This window comes from Glutamicibacter sp. ZJUTW, assembly GCF_008370855.1.
In the GTDB taxonomy this organism is placed as follows: Bacteria; Actinomycetota; Actinomycetes; order Actinomycetales; family Micrococcaceae; genus Glutamicibacter; species Glutamicibacter nicotianae.
Genome location: NZ_CP043624.1, coordinates 3334955 through 3347957, shown reverse-complemented (window position 1 = coordinate 3347957; position 13003 = coordinate 3334955). Strand labels below are relative to the sequence as shown.

Genomic DNA, 13003 nt, shown 5'->3' with positions numbered 1-13003 from the left:
GCACTACATCCGGAAGAGGCCGAAGCTGGTCTCCGGCAGTGGCTGGCGGGCGCAGACATCCAGGGCCAGGCCGAGCACCCGGCGGGTATCGGCCGGGTCGATGACCCCGTCGTCCCATAGTCTGGCGGTGGAATAGTAGGGGTTGCCCTGGGTTTCGTATTGCTCGCGGATTGGCGCCTTGAACGCTTCCTCTTCCTCATCGCTCCAGTTGCCGCCGGCCGCCTCGATCCCGTCGCGCTTGACCGTGGACAACACGGATGAAGCCTGGGCCCCGCCCATCACCGAGATCCGCGCGTTCGGCCACATCCACAGGAATCGCGGGGAGTAGGCCCGGCCGCACATCGAGTAGTTGCCGGCGCCGAAGGAGCCGCCGATGATCACGGTCAGCTTGGGAACCCGGGCGGTGGCCACCGCGGTGACCATCTTCGCCCCGTGCTTGGCAATGCCATCGGCCTCGTAGTCGCGGCCCACCATGAACCCCGCGAGGTTCTGCAGGAAGAGCAACGGAATGCCGCGCTGGTCGCACAGCTCGATGAAGTGCGCCCCCTTCATCGCGGATTCCGAGAACAGCACGCCGTTATTGGCGATGATGCCCACCTGGTGGCCATGGATGTGCGCGAAGCCGGTGACCAGGGTGGTGCCGTATTCGGCCTTGAACTCGTGGAACTTGCTGGAATCGACAATGCGGGCGATGACCTCGTGCACGTCGTAGGGCGCGTTGACATCCACCGGCACCACACCTGCCAGTTCGCTGCCCGGGTACAGCGGCTCGGCCACCTGCTCCTCGATGCTCCAGGCAGGGGCCGGGTTGGCCGGCAGGGTCGAGACGATATCGCGGATGATCATCAGCGCATGCTCGTCGTTCTCGGCCAGGTGGTCCACCACCCCGGAGGTCTTGGCATGCAGGTCGCCGCCGCCCAGTTCCTCGGCCGTGACGATTTCCCCGATGGCCGCCTTCACCAGCGGCGGGCCGCCGAGGAAGATCGTGCCCTGGTTGCGCACGATCACCGTCTCGTCGCTCATCGCCGGCACGTAGGCGCCGCCGGCAGTGCAGGAGCCGAGCACCGCTGCCAACTGCGGAATCTTGGCCGCCGAAAGCTGCGCCTGGTTGTAGAAGATGCGCCCGAAGTGCTCGCGGTCCGGGAACACCTCGTCCTGCATCGGCAGGAACGCTCCGCCCGAATCCACCAGGTAGATGCACGGGAGCTTGTTCTCCAACGCGATTTCCTGGGCGCGCAGGTGCTTCTTGACGGTCATCGGGAAGTAGGTGCCGCCCTTGACTGTGGCGTCATTGGCGATGACCAGCACGTGCCGCCCATGCACCAGGCCGATGCCGGCAATTACTCCGGCACCGGGGCTCGCGCCGCCGTACATGTCCTCGGCGGCCAGCGGGGCGATTTCCAGGAAGGGCGAACCGTCATCCAGCAGCGCGTCTACCCGCTCTCGGGGCAGCAGCTTGCCGCGATCCACATGCCGCTGCCGGGATTTCTCGGAGCCGCCGCGCGCGGCGCGTTCGAGCCGTTCGTGCAGTTCGGCCAGCAGCGGAGCCTGGTCCGCGGCGTTGCGCTCGAACTGCTCGGGGTTCAGTTGGGAGGAAAGGGTCTTCACGAAGTCAGTCCTTGCTGGTCGGTTCGCTGGCGATTACCTGGGGTACGGGCAGCTGCTGCGGTGGCAGCGGGAATTCGACGGGCACGGCGAGGATGCGCATGGCCAGGGAAATGAAATTCAGCTGTACCTCGGCCAGCGAGAGCCGGCCATCTGGGCGGTACCAGTGCGAGACGCCGGTGCCCATTTCCATCAGTGCCAGGCGTGCGATGCCCAGGTCCGCGGTGCTGAAGCTTCCCTGGCGCTCGCCGGCCTTCAGCGTGACGGCGAAGAGCCGCTCGTATTCGTCGCGCAGTGCCTGCATCTGCTCGCGGGATTCGCCAGACAGGGCACGCATCTCATATTCGGTGACGCGTGCGGTGCTGGGGTTGGTGGCGGTGAATCCGACGTGGAAGGCCACGAGCAAGGCGAGCTGGCGCACCGGGTCGGTGCTGCCGTCCAGCGCCTGCTTGGCGCCGGAGATCATGGCGGTCAGGCAGTCGTTCATGATGCCCAGCAACAGGTCTTCCTTGCCGCCGACATAGTGGTAGAGGGTGGCCGAGTTCAGCCCCACCGCGCTGCCCAGTTCGCGGATGCCCGTGGCGGCGAAGCCGCGCTGGGCAAAGCAGGCTACGGCTGCTTGCTGGACCTTTCCCAGTTCCATGAACACCACCCTGTGCCTCAAGAATCAATCGATCGATTGACAGTGTCCATACAACCGAAGAAAAGTTGTGGTGTCAATCACAGCCTCCTGTTGCCGGCATATTAAAACTCGCCGAAATATGACGCCTGCTATTCATGAATCAAATGCATAACAATAGACTGCTTGATGTTATTTACTGACAAGCTATAGATAATCCGGCTTTTCAGCTCATCAGACGCCACAGGAAGGCATGATGCCGCAACCCGAATCAGCAACCCCCAAATGCAACGATGCAACCTCGACCGGCCCTTCGCGCCGCGGTCTGCTCGCCGGCGCTTCCGGGTTCCTTGCCCTGGCCGGACTGGCAGCCTGCGCTTCGCCGCAAGCCCCCGACGCGGATCGCGCACATCTGGCCGAACCGCCGCAGACCCCCGACGAAGTGCTGCAGGTGCTGCGCGCCGGAAACCGGCGCTATTGCGCCGGCAAGCCGGAGCACCCCAATCAGGCACTTGACCGGCGCAGCGATCAAGCCGAGCACCAGAGCCCCTTCGCATTGATTCACGGCTGCGTGGATTCCCGCGTCACCCCCGAGCTCCTGTTCGACCAGGGGATTGGAGACCTGTTCGTCACCCGGACAGCCGGTGCCGTGCTCGATGACACCTTGGTGGGCAGCATGGAATTCGCTGTCTCCAGTCCGTATTCGGCACCGCTGCTGGTGATCCTCGGGCACACCGCCTGCGGCGCGGTGACGGGCACGCTGAAGGCGATGGAGAAAGATGCCGGGAACCCGCAGTTGCCCGGGGAGATGGAAGACTTCGCCGCACAGATTGCACCCGTAGCCCGCACAGCAGGAGTCGAGGGATCGGGAAGCGAAGCGGTGGACACGGTGGTGCAGGCCAATGCCCGAGCCGTGGTTGAGCAGCTGCTCGAGCGCTCTGCCATCATCCGCAAGGCGGTGGAAGAACAGCGGACCCGGGTGGTGCCGGCGGTCTACGACCTGGAGACCGGAGAGGTGAGCTGGCTGGAGGGCTGACCATCCGGAGAAATCCAACTCCCGGGCTTATCGGCACGGTGCCGCCATGCAGCCGCAGCGGCACTGGTACTCTCGACGCTGGATGCCATTGCAGCATTCGCCAGTGACCAGTCCGCAGCCAGCTGCGGTGAAAGGCCCCATGACAGCCACCGAACCCAGTGCAAACTCCCGCGCCCGTGCAGCAGTCGCTGCCCTGTTCCTCACCAATGGAGCGCTTTTTGCCAATATGGCGCCGCGTCTTCCCGAGTTGAAGCGGGAACTGGGATTGGACACCGCAAGCTACGGCTTGCTGGTTACGGCGTGGCCCGTCGGGGCGATCCTTGCCGGGTTGGCCGCCGGTGCGCTGGTGCGCCGATTCGGTTCCGCGCAAGTTGCCGTCTTCGGCACGATGGCTACCGGTGCGGCATTGCTCGCCGCCGGCAGCGCCCCGGGGGTGCTCTGGGTGGTGCTGGCTTTCGCCGTGGGCGGTGCCATGGACTCGATTACGGATGTCGGGCAGAATGCGCACGGCTTGGTGGTGCAACGGCGTTATGGGCGTTCGATCTTGAACTCCTTCCACGCCTTGTGGTCTGTCGGAGCGGTGCTTGGCGGCTTGATGGCCGCCGGGGCGATTCGGCTGAACCTGGCGCTGCCGGTGCATTTGGGCATATCGATGGCGCTGTTCGCCGTGGTGGCGCTGATCGCATTGAAATTCTGCCTGCCCCGGTCCGCTGAGCAGGCGGCCATCGAACCCGTTGAGCCGCCGGCTGCCGAGGCCATCCGGACCGCGCGCCCAGCAGGGTCCCGCGGCCGGCTGCTGCTGATGATGAGCGCCTTGGTCTTGATCTCCGTGGCTGGAGTGATGGTCGAGGATGCCGGAAATTCCTGGTCGACACTGTATCTGGGTGAGCTCGGGGCACCAGCGGCACTGGCGGCCAGCGGGTTCATCGCCTTGGTTGGCGCCCAGTTCGTTGGCCGGATCCTCGGCGATGGGATGGTCAACCGCTTTGGCCAGCGCAGCATGGCCCAGTTAGGCGGCGCGCTGATAGCGCTCGGCATGGGCTTGGCTTTGCTGTTCCCCAGTGTGCCGGGCACCTTGCTGGGTTTCGCGGCGGCTGGATTCGGCTCGGCAACTCTGGTCCCGGCGGTGATGGACCAAGCCGACAAGCTGCCGGGCCTGTCCCCGGGAACCGGGTTGAGCATTGTCTCCTGGCTCATGCGATTGGGCTTCTTGCTCTCGCCGCCACTGGTCGGATTCCTTGCCGGGAATGTCGGGTTGCGGCTGGCCCTGCTGGTTTTCCCCATTGCGGGTCTGGTAGTGCTGATTTGCTCGCCGGTGCTGCGCGGAAAGAAATCACCTGAGGACGGGGACGTGCAGTAAAGCGGTCGCGACTAGCGCTCATCTCGAATACCTGCGGATAGGCTTGGAGCATGGAAGATGCGCTGAAGAAGATCAGCTGGCCGGTACGCACCGAGCGGCTGAGCTTGCGCCGGGTGACGCCGGATGATGTGGAAGCGCTCTGGCGCTACCGGCAGCTTGCCGAAGTTACGCAGTGGATCACCGCTGGCCCTGAATCACTGGAAGATTTCCGCGCCATGTTCATTGCGAAGGACTATCCGCTGAAGGACCTGGCGGTGGAACTGGATACCGGCCAGGGGACTGAGCTGATTGGCACGGTCATGCTGAATATCGTCGATGGCTGGGGGCAAAGCGAAATTGCGCAGCACGGCAAGGGCGTTGAAGGCAACCTCGGCTGGAGCTTCGACCCGGCCTACGGCGGCAAAGGCTACGCCACCGAAGCGATCCGTGCTGCCATCGGCCTGTGCTTCGGCCCTCTTGGCTTGCGCCGGATTACTGCCGAATGCTTCGCTGCCAATGAGCCATCGTGGAAATTGATGGAGCGCGTGGGGATGCGCAAGGAATTCTACGGCCGCAAGGACAGCCTGCACCGCAACGGGGAATGGATGGATTCCATGGCCTATGCGCTGTTGGCCGAGGAATGGACGGACTCGACTTCCTGCTGAAGGGGCTCTTCGAGTTTTAGCATGGGAACCTCATCAAAGTTGCCGAGACACAGCAAGACCCCGTGACCACTGACGGTCATGGGGTCTTGCTGTGCACATGGGGTCTTGCTGTGCAGAAGTTGCGCGGGCTCAGTAGTACACCGCCAGCGGGCCGCTGGGGCCCGGAACGACGTTGACCGGAGTCTCGAAAACTTCGCTGAGGATTTCGTCCTGCATGATCTGCGTCGGGGTGCCGAAGTGCACCACCTTGCCCTGCTTCATGGCGCAGATGTAGTCCGCGTAGTGCCCGGCGAAATTGATGTCGTGCAGCACGATCACGATGGTTCGGTTCAGCTCGCGGGCAGCGCGCTGCAGGTGCTGCATCATCACTACCGAGTGCTTCATGTCCAAGTTGTTCAGCGGCTCATCTAGCAGCACCGTGTCGGTGTCCTGAGCCAGAACCATGGCCACGTAGGCGCGCTGGCGCTGGCCGCCGGAAAGCTCATCCAGGTAGCGGGCTTCCAGTTCGCCCAGATCCAGGAAGTCGATGGAGCGCGAGATGATCTCTTCATCGGCCTGGGTCAGCCGGCCCTTGGAGTGCGGGTAGCGGCCGAAGCCCACCAGCTGGCGCACGGTCAGGCGGGTGACGAAGTGGTTCTCCTGTCGCAGGATCGAGACGATCTTGGCCAGGTCCTTGGAATTGGTCTTGGACACGTCGTAGCCGGAGACCTCGATGGAGCCCTGGTCGATGCCCAGCAGGCGCCCGACCATGGTGAGCATGGTGGACTTGCCAGCTCCGTTCGGGCCAACCAGCGCGGTGATCCCGCCGGTGGGGATTTCCAAGCTGACCGGGCCGATGGAGACCGTGGAGCTGTACTGCTTGCTGACGGAATTGAGGGTAATCACAGCCGGCCCTTTCGCAGGATGAAGATCAAGAAGGTAATGCCGCCGACGGCTTCGATGATGATGCCAACCACGCCTTCGGCGTAGAAGACGTTCTTCATGATGAAGTAGGCGCCGGCCAGGACCACGAAGCCGATGAGGAATGACATCGGGTAGATGAAGCGGTGGTCATAGGTGTCGGCCAGCTGGTAGGCCAAGGTGGCCACCAGGAAGCCGAGGAAGGTCAGCGGGCCAACCAGCGCGGTGGTGACCGCCATGAGGATGGAGATGAAGAACAGGGACTTCATGACTTCGCGGCGGTGGTTGATGCCCAGATTGATGGTGGTTTCCTTGCCCAGGGCGAGGATGTTCATCTTCTTGGAGGACAGCACCAGGTAGCCGCCGGCGATCAGCACCAGCGGGATGGCCACCGGCATGTAGCTCATGTCGGCGTTGGCCATCGAGCCGAACAGGCGTGCGGTGAGCACGTCGAATTCGCTCGGGGTCAGCAGGCGCTGCATGAACGTGGCGATGGAACCCAGCCCGGTGCCGATGATGATGCCCACCAGCAGCATGATCTGGATGTTGCCCAGCTTGCCGGACAGCAGCCAGCCGTACAGCGCCACCGACAGGCCCACCATGATCGCCACTTGCAACACGAACTGGCTGACCCCGGTAAAGAAGGTCACGCCGGCCACGCCCAGCACGAAGACCGCGCCGGTCTGCACCACGCGGTACAAGGCTTCGAAGCCCATGATCGATGGGGTGATGATGCGGTTGTTGGTGACCGTCTGGAAGGCGACGGTGGCGATGGCCTGGCAGGCCGCCACGATCACCATGGTCAGGATGTTGCTGGCGCGCAGCTTGGCGATGATCCAGAAGCCGTCGGAGCCGAAGGGCATGGGGTTGTCCCATGCGAGCAGGCCGATGCCGAAGAACAGGGCCAGCCCGATCATGATGGACAGGGTGATCCAGTAGCGCTTGCGGACCTGCTTGGTGGGAAGCGGGCCTGCCGAGCGTCCGGCGTGATGGGTGCCCAAGGCGGGGTGAGTCATGAGATTAGCCAATTTTCCGCTGCCTCAGGAGCAGGAAGATGAAAACGACGGCGCCGAGCACGCCCAGGATCAGCGAGACCGGAACCTCGAACGGCATGATGATGGTGCGGCCTACAAGATCGCAGATCGTGGTGATCGCGATGCCCAGCAGGCAGACCCAGGGCAGGTTGCTGCGCAGGTCGTCGCCGCGGACCATCGAGACGATATTCGGCACGATCAACCCGAGGAATGGCAGATTGCCAATCACCACGGTGACCACGCCGGTGGCGACCGCGATCAGCGCGGTGCCCAGCAGCATCACCTGGCGGTAGTTCAGGCCCACGTTGGTGGCGATTTCCTCGCCCAATCCGGCCACGGTGAAGCGGTCGGCAACGATGTAGATGGCTACTGCCACGATGGCCACGATCCACAGCACCTCGTACTGCCCGCGGATCACCGAGGTGAAGGAGCCGGCCAGCCAGATGCCCATGGACTGCAGCTTGTCGGTGGACAGGGCGAAGAAGGTGGAGAAGGCGCCGACGACGGAGCCGAGCATGATGCCCACGATCGGCACGGTCAGCGATGCCTTGAGCGAAACCCGCTGCAGGAACAGGAAGAAGATCATGGTGCCGATGAAGGCGAAGGCAATCGCCACGCTCATCTTGGCCAGCAAGGTGGCGGTGGGGAAGAAGACCAGCATGGTCAGCAAGCCCAGTCCGGCCCATTCGGTGGTGCCGGTGGTGGTCGGCTCCACGAAGCGGTTCTGGGTCAGCAGCTGCATGACCAATCCGCTCATGGCCATGGCGGCACCGGCGAGCACCAGTGCGATGGTGCGCGGAATGCGCGTGACGGCGAACATCATCGCGCCGTCGTCCTTGCCGAAGATGTCGTAGACGCCGGTGAACAGCGAGAACGCCAGCAGCACCAGCACCGCGAGGATGCCCAGTGCGAGTTTGCCGGTGAGGACCTTGCTCTTGGTCCGGGCCGGGAGGGTCGTGCTTGTCATAATGCCGCCGTGGAAATATGTGGTGGGAATGCGCCTCTAGTGGCGAAGCCGGAATCCGGCTTCGCCACTAGAGGCCAGGGGAGTTCAAGACGCTTACTTGGCAGCTTCCAAGGCGTCAGCGAAATCATTCAGGAACTCGGTGTAGGTCTGGATGCTCTCGTTGGTGTATGTGTCAGCCGGCATCACGATAACCTGGGCTTCCTTGGCAGCAGTGACGTTCTGCAACGCTTCGGAATTCTCCAGCAGTTCCTTGGCAGGCTGGTAGTCGGCACCATCAGCGGCAACAGCTGCGTCGCGGTCCATGACGATGATCCAGTCAGGGTTCGACTTGGCGATGGCCTCGACCGAAACGTCGTCGCCCTCGTGGTCGGTGGAGGACTCTTCGAGCTCCAGGGCCGGGGTCAGGCCCAGGAAGTCGAACATCGGGCCGACGGTGCGGCCGGTGGTCGGAGCCGAGTAGCCCAGCTCGCCGCCCGAGGCGATCAGGCCCATGACGGTCTCGTCCTTGTTGTAGGCATCGGTTACGCGCTTCTCGGCGGCCTGGAAATCCTCAACGAGCTTCTTGGCCTCGGCCTGCTTGCCGAAGATTTCGCCCAGGGTGGTGACCTGGCGTTCCAGCTCGGTGTTGAATGGCTCGCCTTCGCGTGGGTCGAGGGAAACGATGGTGGCCTCTGGTGCCAGTTCCTTGAACTTCTCGGCGTGCTGGGTGTAGCGCTGGCCGTTGATGATCAAGTCAGGGTCGACGGTGACTACCGATTCCAGGTTTGGTTCCTTATGGCTTCCCAAATCCAGGATCTTCTCGTCCTTGGTGTAGGAGATGGTGTCCGGCATCAGGGACACGGCGCCTGCGGTCAGCTCGATGCCCCAGGAATCGAGGGTCTCGAAGGTGCGGTTATCGGTTGCAACGACAGACTTTGCGGGAACCGTGATGGTCTTCTCGCCTTCGTTGTCGGTGATGGTGACAGTCTTGGCATCGCCGGCCTTGGCCTCGGCAGCGGTATCGGTTGCGGAACCGCAAGCGGTCAGGGACAGCGCGGCGATGCTCAGCAGTGCGGCAGCGCGAAGCTTCATGGAGGACATGTATTCCTTCTTCGAACAGCAACCGGCGTTGGTTGCGCTATTGAGTGATCTCATAATTAGCTTAGCCTTATCTGAGCGAATTAAGCTAAGCCGCCCTTATGTTAGGTAAATCACCCGAATGCCCGAACTACGCGCGGGGCACAGCAGGAAAATTTGGCACTTTCCGAGGTTGCCCCTAGTTGACTGGGCGATTTCCGGGGTAAATAACGACCGTCCACCTTGTTTAATTAGTCCATATTGCTTCGACGGCCGCGTCAGGGAACGTCATGAATTGCACCGGTAACGATTTCCATGACGGAATAAAGGGCATTATTGCCTAATCTTTCCCGCCGCGTATCAGGCGGCCGGGTAGGTAATCCTCAGCTGCGGGCCAATCACGGCGCCAGGGCTCAGCTCAGCGGCCTTGGCCTCGGGTCCATCAATGATATGGAGGACTTCGGCGCCGCGGGCCAAGAGGTAATCGGCAATGATTCGGCGGTGGCAACGCCACCACACCGCTTCGGCGCACATGATCGCAATCTTCTGGCCGACGGCCCGCTCTTGGAGTTGCTGGATTGCGTGGAGGAAATCATCGCCGAGTGCGTGGTCGGCGTAATTATGGAAGCTGCGGTTCCTCCACCACGCGTTGACCTCGAAATCGACGCTCTGGCTCACCGGGCGCCTGCCGGCCAGAGCCTCCTCGCGATGCAGGCCGATTCCTGCCGCTTTCAACGAGGCTTGCAAGGCATCGGAGTTGAACTGCGGGAACTTGCGGGATCCGGCCAGCTTGCGAACGTCCACCACCTGCATGATTCCGTGCTGCATCAACAGAGCGAGGAAATCCTCAATGGATCTTGTTGAGTGTCCAATGGTGAAAATCCTGGCGGGCAAAGTGCTGGCTCCCTGGAAGAGAATAGGAAACGGGCTAGTGCTGTTCGTGCTTGGCGGAGCTGAGCACCAGTTGTAGCAGCTCCTGGACCTCGGCAGCGCGCGACTGCCAGTAACCGGTATCGAGCCCGAAACCGAGGGACGCTTCATCGGCACGTTTCTTGAAGTAGTCCCGGTGGTCTTCCAAGGCATTGGCCAAATCTGCGAACTGGTCGTTGCTGAGTTCCAAATTCAGGGTTTTATGCTTCATGAGCTTCATCCTCGGTTGAGTGCGAATGCTATAAAGCAGAGAATACGCCGATTGCCAGCAAGAATGCTGTCAATTGAGCTGCCACTCAGGAAGAGGTCGGCGGCGCGGGTAAAGGGAATAGGCTCAAGGCAGGCCTCGTTGTGCCAGATACGAGCATCAACCAGAAGGAGCAATTCATGGCTGAAGGAAATCGAGTAGTACTCATTGGCGGACACGGGAAGGTCGCCCTGCTGGCGGCTCCCAAGCTGGCTGATCGCGGCTACGCGGTCGATTCGCTGATCCGCAACCCCGAGCACGCCGCCGACATCAAGGCAGCAGGTGCCAAGCCGGTGGTCCTCGATATCGAGAGCGCCGAGGTGGACCAGCTGGCGGAAGCCTTCACCGGTGCCAGTGCCATTGTGTTCTCGGCGGGAGCCGGCGGCGGCAACGAGCAGCGCACCCGCGCCGTGGATTACGAGGCGGCAGTGCGATCCATGAGGGCTGCCAAGCAGGCCGGGGTGGACCGTTTCGTGATGGTCTCCTACAGCCGTGCGCTGGTCGACGTGGATAACCTGGACCCGTCCAACTCCTTCTACCCCTATGCCAAGGCCAAGCACGACGCGGATGCCTTCCTGCGCGGCACCGACCTGGACTACACGATCCTGGGCCCGGGCGCGCTGACTTTGGAGCCTGCAAGCAAGCATGTGGTGCTGGCCGATGAGGCGGGGAACCTCAAGGATTCGGACGCTGACGGCGAGGGGATGCAGACCTCCCGTGAGAATGTCGCGGAAGTGATCACCCATGTGGTGGCCAACAATGCGGCGCGCCGGACCACGGCGAACTTCTACGACGGCAAGATGCCGATCGTCGAAGCGATCCTCTAGGGCGAGTGCGGGATAGAGGTCCGCGGCTTCCACTGAGTGGATGCCCGGGCTTCTGCCCGCGGACAACCGGTGGGATCATGTGACCATGACCAAACTAGAACCTGCAGCGAACCACTACGGACGCGATGTCTCGGCCAGGATTGGAAGCGCGGCTCCCAATCTGTTCGAGCAGTACCCGTTGCTGGAGGCGCTGTGGGAGGACGCCAAGGACCTTCTAGCGGTCCGGAGCAATGACACCCACACGCTGTATTCGGTGTCCATTGCCCATCAGCTGCTGGAGCACCACCCGCATGCGGAGGCCAAAATCGTGTTGCCGGCCATGCTGCTGCACGACATCGGCTGGTCTGCCGTTGATCCGGACCTCGTGCTCAGTGCGATCGCGCCGGGTGCGGGCAACCCGGAACTCGTGCTGCAGCACGAAAAGGAAGGCGCCAAGCTGGCGGCGCGGCTGCTGGAAAAACATGATGTGGCACAGGAAGATGTCGAGCGCATTATCCATATCATCGACGGACATGACTCCCGCGCCGAATCCACCAGCATCGAGGATTCCCTGGTCAAGGACGCGGACAAGCTCTGGCGGCTGACCGGCCATGGGCTGGACACCATCATGGACTGGTTCGGCCTGACCCGCGCCCAGGCGTTAACCCTGGTGGAATCACGGGTTGCCGGACAGTTGTTCACCGAGCCGGCCCGGAGCATGGCCAGCGGATTCATCGCGGTCCAGCGCGCCAGCATGCTGTCGCAACGGCTCGTGCTCGACGGGCAGTAGCCGCCCGAACCGCGGCGAGCCCGCAGCAGTGCGCCCGGCCGGTTGCCCAAGAGCGACCATGCCGGAGGGCTACTGTTGGGTTGTGCCAGCGGATTATGCGAGGGCATGAACAGATTTCCAACAGGAGGCATAATGGCCGGTGGCAGTTCGCAGCCGGGGCGCAGCGTCACATCGAAGATCCTCGCGATCCTTGCCGCCTTCGAGACAACCAGAAGGTCGCTGAGCCTGACCGAAATTTCCGCCGCGGCCGACCTGCCGCTATCCACCACCCACCGGCTGGTGGGCGAACTGGTGGATGCCGGGATGCTCAGCCGCTCCGCCAACGGCGGCATCCAATTGGGCCTGCGCCTCTGGGCGATCGCCCAGAACACCGGCCGGCAACTTCGCGACACTGCCCGCCCTTACGTGCAGGACCTGTTCTCCTTGACCGGCGAAACCAGCCAGTTGGCCATCCGCGACGGGAACATGTCCCTGTACATCGACCGCGTCTACGGCACCAAGCGCATTGCCCGGGCCTCGCGGGTCGGCGGGCGACTGCCGCTGCACGCCACCGCCGTGGGCAAGGTCATTCTCGCTTTTTCCGAATCGTGGGTCGCCGACGCCTATCTGGAACTGCCCCTGCAGCAAATGACCGCGCATACCCGCAGCAACCCCAAGCAGCTGCGCGAGGAGCTGGAGCGGGTCCGCGAGAAGGGGTATGCCACCACCAATGAGGAGGTCCGGCTGGGCACCTCGTCGATCGCGGTGCCGGTCTTCCACACCGGCCGCCTGGGCTGTTCCATCGGCCTGGTTATCCCGACCTCCCATGCCGCGAACATGGACCGTTTCCTGCCCGTGCTCCAGGGGACGTCCCGGCGGCTGGAAGCCGCGACCGTGCATATTCCGCTGGAAACCTTGCTGGGCATCGTATCCGGCCCCGACATGAATGTTCCCGAGGAAGATCCGTCGGAAGAAGGATAGCTGGGCAGGAAAGACAGCTTCCACTGGATGGAAGTTCCCGCTATGACGC

Annotated in this window: 14 protein-coding genes; 6 read left to right on the top strand and 8 right to left on the bottom strand. The window is 62.9% G+C overall.

Features of this window, described 5'->3' with window-relative positions; genetic code table 11:
* Nucleotides 1–3: 3 nt before the first annotated feature.
* On the bottom strand, nucleotides 4–1608 hold the full coding sequence (locus tag F0M17_RS15710; RefSeq protein WP_149597513.1) for a carboxyl transferase domain-containing protein: 1605 nt from the start codon (nucleotides 1606–1608) through the stop codon (nucleotides 4–6).
* Between the two features lie 4 nt (nucleotides 1609–1612).
* Nucleotides 1613–2248, bottom strand: a complete 636-nt coding sequence (locus F0M17_RS15705; RefSeq protein ID WP_149597512.1) for a TetR/AcrR family transcriptional regulator — start codon at nucleotides 2246–2248, stop codon at nucleotides 1613–1615.
* Between the two features lie 229 nt (nucleotides 2249–2477).
* On the opposite strand from F0M17_RS15705, the gene F0M17_RS15700 reads away from it, so the two are divergent.
* The 3 genes from F0M17_RS15700 to F0M17_RS15690 all read left to right on the top strand — a co-directional run bounded on the left by F0M17_RS15700 (nucleotide 2478) and on the right by F0M17_RS15690 (nucleotide 5264).
* Entirely contained in the window at nucleotides 2478–3260 is a 783-nt protein-coding gene (locus F0M17_RS15700; RefSeq protein WP_149597511.1) for a carbonic anhydrase, read from the top strand.
* A 139-nt stretch (nucleotides 3261–3399) separates the two neighbouring features.
* Nucleotides 3400–4620 (top strand): MFS transporter, encoded by a 1221-nt coding sequence (locus F0M17_RS15695; protein ID WP_149597510.1) that lies wholly within the window; start codon nucleotides 3400–3402, stop codon nucleotides 4618–4620.
* A 50-nt stretch (nucleotides 4621–4670) separates the two neighbouring features.
* Nucleotides 4671–5264: a GNAT family N-acetyltransferase gene (locus F0M17_RS15690; protein ID WP_149597509.1), complete on the top strand. Its 594-nt coding sequence runs from the start codon at nucleotides 4671–4673 to the stop codon at nucleotides 5262–5264.
* A 129-nt stretch (nucleotides 5265–5393) separates the two neighbouring features.
* On the opposite strand, the gene F0M17_RS15685 is transcribed toward F0M17_RS15690, so the two are convergent.
* The 6 genes from F0M17_RS15685 to F0M17_RS17720 all read right to left on the bottom strand — a co-directional run bounded on the left by F0M17_RS15685 (nucleotide 5394) and on the right by F0M17_RS17720 (nucleotide 10362).
* The gene (locus F0M17_RS15685) at nucleotides 5394–6149 is read right to left on the bottom strand and encodes an ABC transporter ATP-binding protein (RefSeq protein ID WP_038992921.1); all 756 of its coding nucleotides are present in this window, start codon (nucleotides 6147–6149) and stop codon (nucleotides 5394–5396) included.
* Nucleotides 6146–7180, bottom strand: a complete 1035-nt coding sequence (locus tag F0M17_RS15680; protein WP_052253974.1) for an iron chelate uptake ABC transporter family permease subunit — start codon at nucleotides 7178–7180, stop codon at nucleotides 6146–6148. Before F0M17_RS15680 ends, F0M17_RS15685 begins: the two co-directional genes overlap by 4 nt.
* A gap of 4 nt (nucleotides 7181–7184) precedes the next feature.
* Complete coding sequence (locus F0M17_RS15675; protein WP_143181085.1) at nucleotides 7185–8165, bottom strand: ABC transporter permease; 981 nt, start codon at nucleotides 8163–8165, stop codon at nucleotides 7185–7187.
* Nucleotides 8166–8258: 93 nt separating this feature from the next.
* Entirely contained in the window at nucleotides 8259–9245 is a 987-nt protein-coding gene (locus F0M17_RS15670) for a siderophore ABC transporter substrate-binding protein (RefSeq protein WP_121867596.1), read from the bottom strand.
* Between the two features lie 336 nt (nucleotides 9246–9581).
* Nucleotides 9582–10115 (bottom strand): DUF488 family protein, encoded by a 534-nt coding sequence (locus F0M17_RS15665; RefSeq protein WP_223308824.1) that lies wholly within the window; start codon nucleotides 10113–10115, stop codon nucleotides 9582–9584.
* 34 nt (nucleotides 10116–10149) lie between these two features.
* The gene (locus tag F0M17_RS17720; protein WP_038992925.1) at nucleotides 10150–10362 is read right to left on the bottom strand and encodes a hypothetical protein; all 213 of its coding nucleotides are present in this window, start codon (nucleotides 10360–10362) and stop codon (nucleotides 10150–10152) included.
* A 176-nt stretch (nucleotides 10363–10538) separates the two neighbouring features.
* On the opposite strand from F0M17_RS17720, the gene F0M17_RS15660 reads away from it, so the two are divergent.
* The 3 genes from F0M17_RS15660 (at nucleotide 10539) to F0M17_RS15650 (ending at nucleotide 12954) form a co-directional block, all read left to right on the top strand.
* Nucleotides 10539–11225, top strand: a complete 687-nt coding sequence (locus F0M17_RS15660; protein WP_149597508.1) for an SDR family oxidoreductase — start codon at nucleotides 10539–10541, stop codon at nucleotides 11223–11225.
* 85 nt (nucleotides 11226–11310) lie between these two features.
* Nucleotides 11311–11994 carry an HD domain-containing protein gene (locus F0M17_RS15655; protein WP_149597507.1) on the top strand — a complete coding sequence of 228 codons (684 nt, stop codon included), beginning with the start codon at nucleotides 11311–11313 and terminating at the stop codon, nucleotides 11992–11994.
* Between the two features lie 132 nt (nucleotides 11995–12126).
* Entirely contained in the window at nucleotides 12127–12954 is an 828-nt protein-coding gene (locus F0M17_RS15650) for an IclR family transcriptional regulator (RefSeq protein WP_052253976.1), read from the top strand.
* The last annotated feature ends 49 nt before the right edge of the window (nucleotides 12955–13003 follow it).

Bases quoted from the DNA above. Each gene is read 5' to 3' on its own strand.
- F0M17_RS15670 (WP_121867596.1), bottom strand. From the start codon at position 9,245: ATGTCCTCCATGAAGCTTCGCGCTGCCGCACTGCTGAGCATCGCCGCG.
- F0M17_RS15660 (WP_149597508.1), top strand. From the start codon at position 10,539: ATGGCTGAAGGAAATCGAGTAGTACTCATTGGCGGACACGGGAAGGTC.
- F0M17_RS15650 (WP_052253976.1), top strand. From the start codon at position 12,127: ATGGCCGGTGGCAGTTCGCAGCCGGGGCGCAGCGTCACATCGAAGATC.
- F0M17_RS15680 (WP_052253974.1), bottom strand. From the start codon at position 7,180: ATGACTCACCCCGCCTTGGGCACCCATCACGCCGGACGCTCGGCAGGC.
- F0M17_RS17720 (WP_038992925.1), bottom strand. From the start codon at position 10,362: ATGAAGCATAAAACCCTGAATTTGGAACTCAGCAACGACCAGTTCGCA.
- F0M17_RS15655 (WP_149597507.1), top strand. From the start codon at position 11,311: ATGACCAAACTAGAACCTGCAGCGAACCACTACGGACGCGATGTCTCG.
- F0M17_RS15675 (WP_143181085.1), bottom strand. From the start codon at position 8,165: ATGACAAGCACGACCCTCCCGGCCCGGACCAAGAGCAAGGTCCTCACC.
- F0M17_RS15695 (WP_149597510.1), top strand. From the start codon at position 3,400: ATGACAGCCACCGAACCCAGTGCAAACTCCCGCGCCCGTGCAGCAGTC.
- F0M17_RS15705 (WP_149597512.1), bottom strand. From the start codon at position 2,248: ATGGAACTGGGAAAGGTCCAGCAAGCAGCCGTAGCCTGCTTTGCCCAG.
- F0M17_RS15700 (WP_149597511.1), top strand. From the start codon at position 2,478: ATGATGCCGCAACCCGAATCAGCAACCCCCAAATGCAACGATGCAACC.
- F0M17_RS15690 (WP_149597509.1), top strand. From the start codon at position 4,671: ATGGAAGATGCGCTGAAGAAGATCAGCTGGCCGGTACGCACCGAGCGG.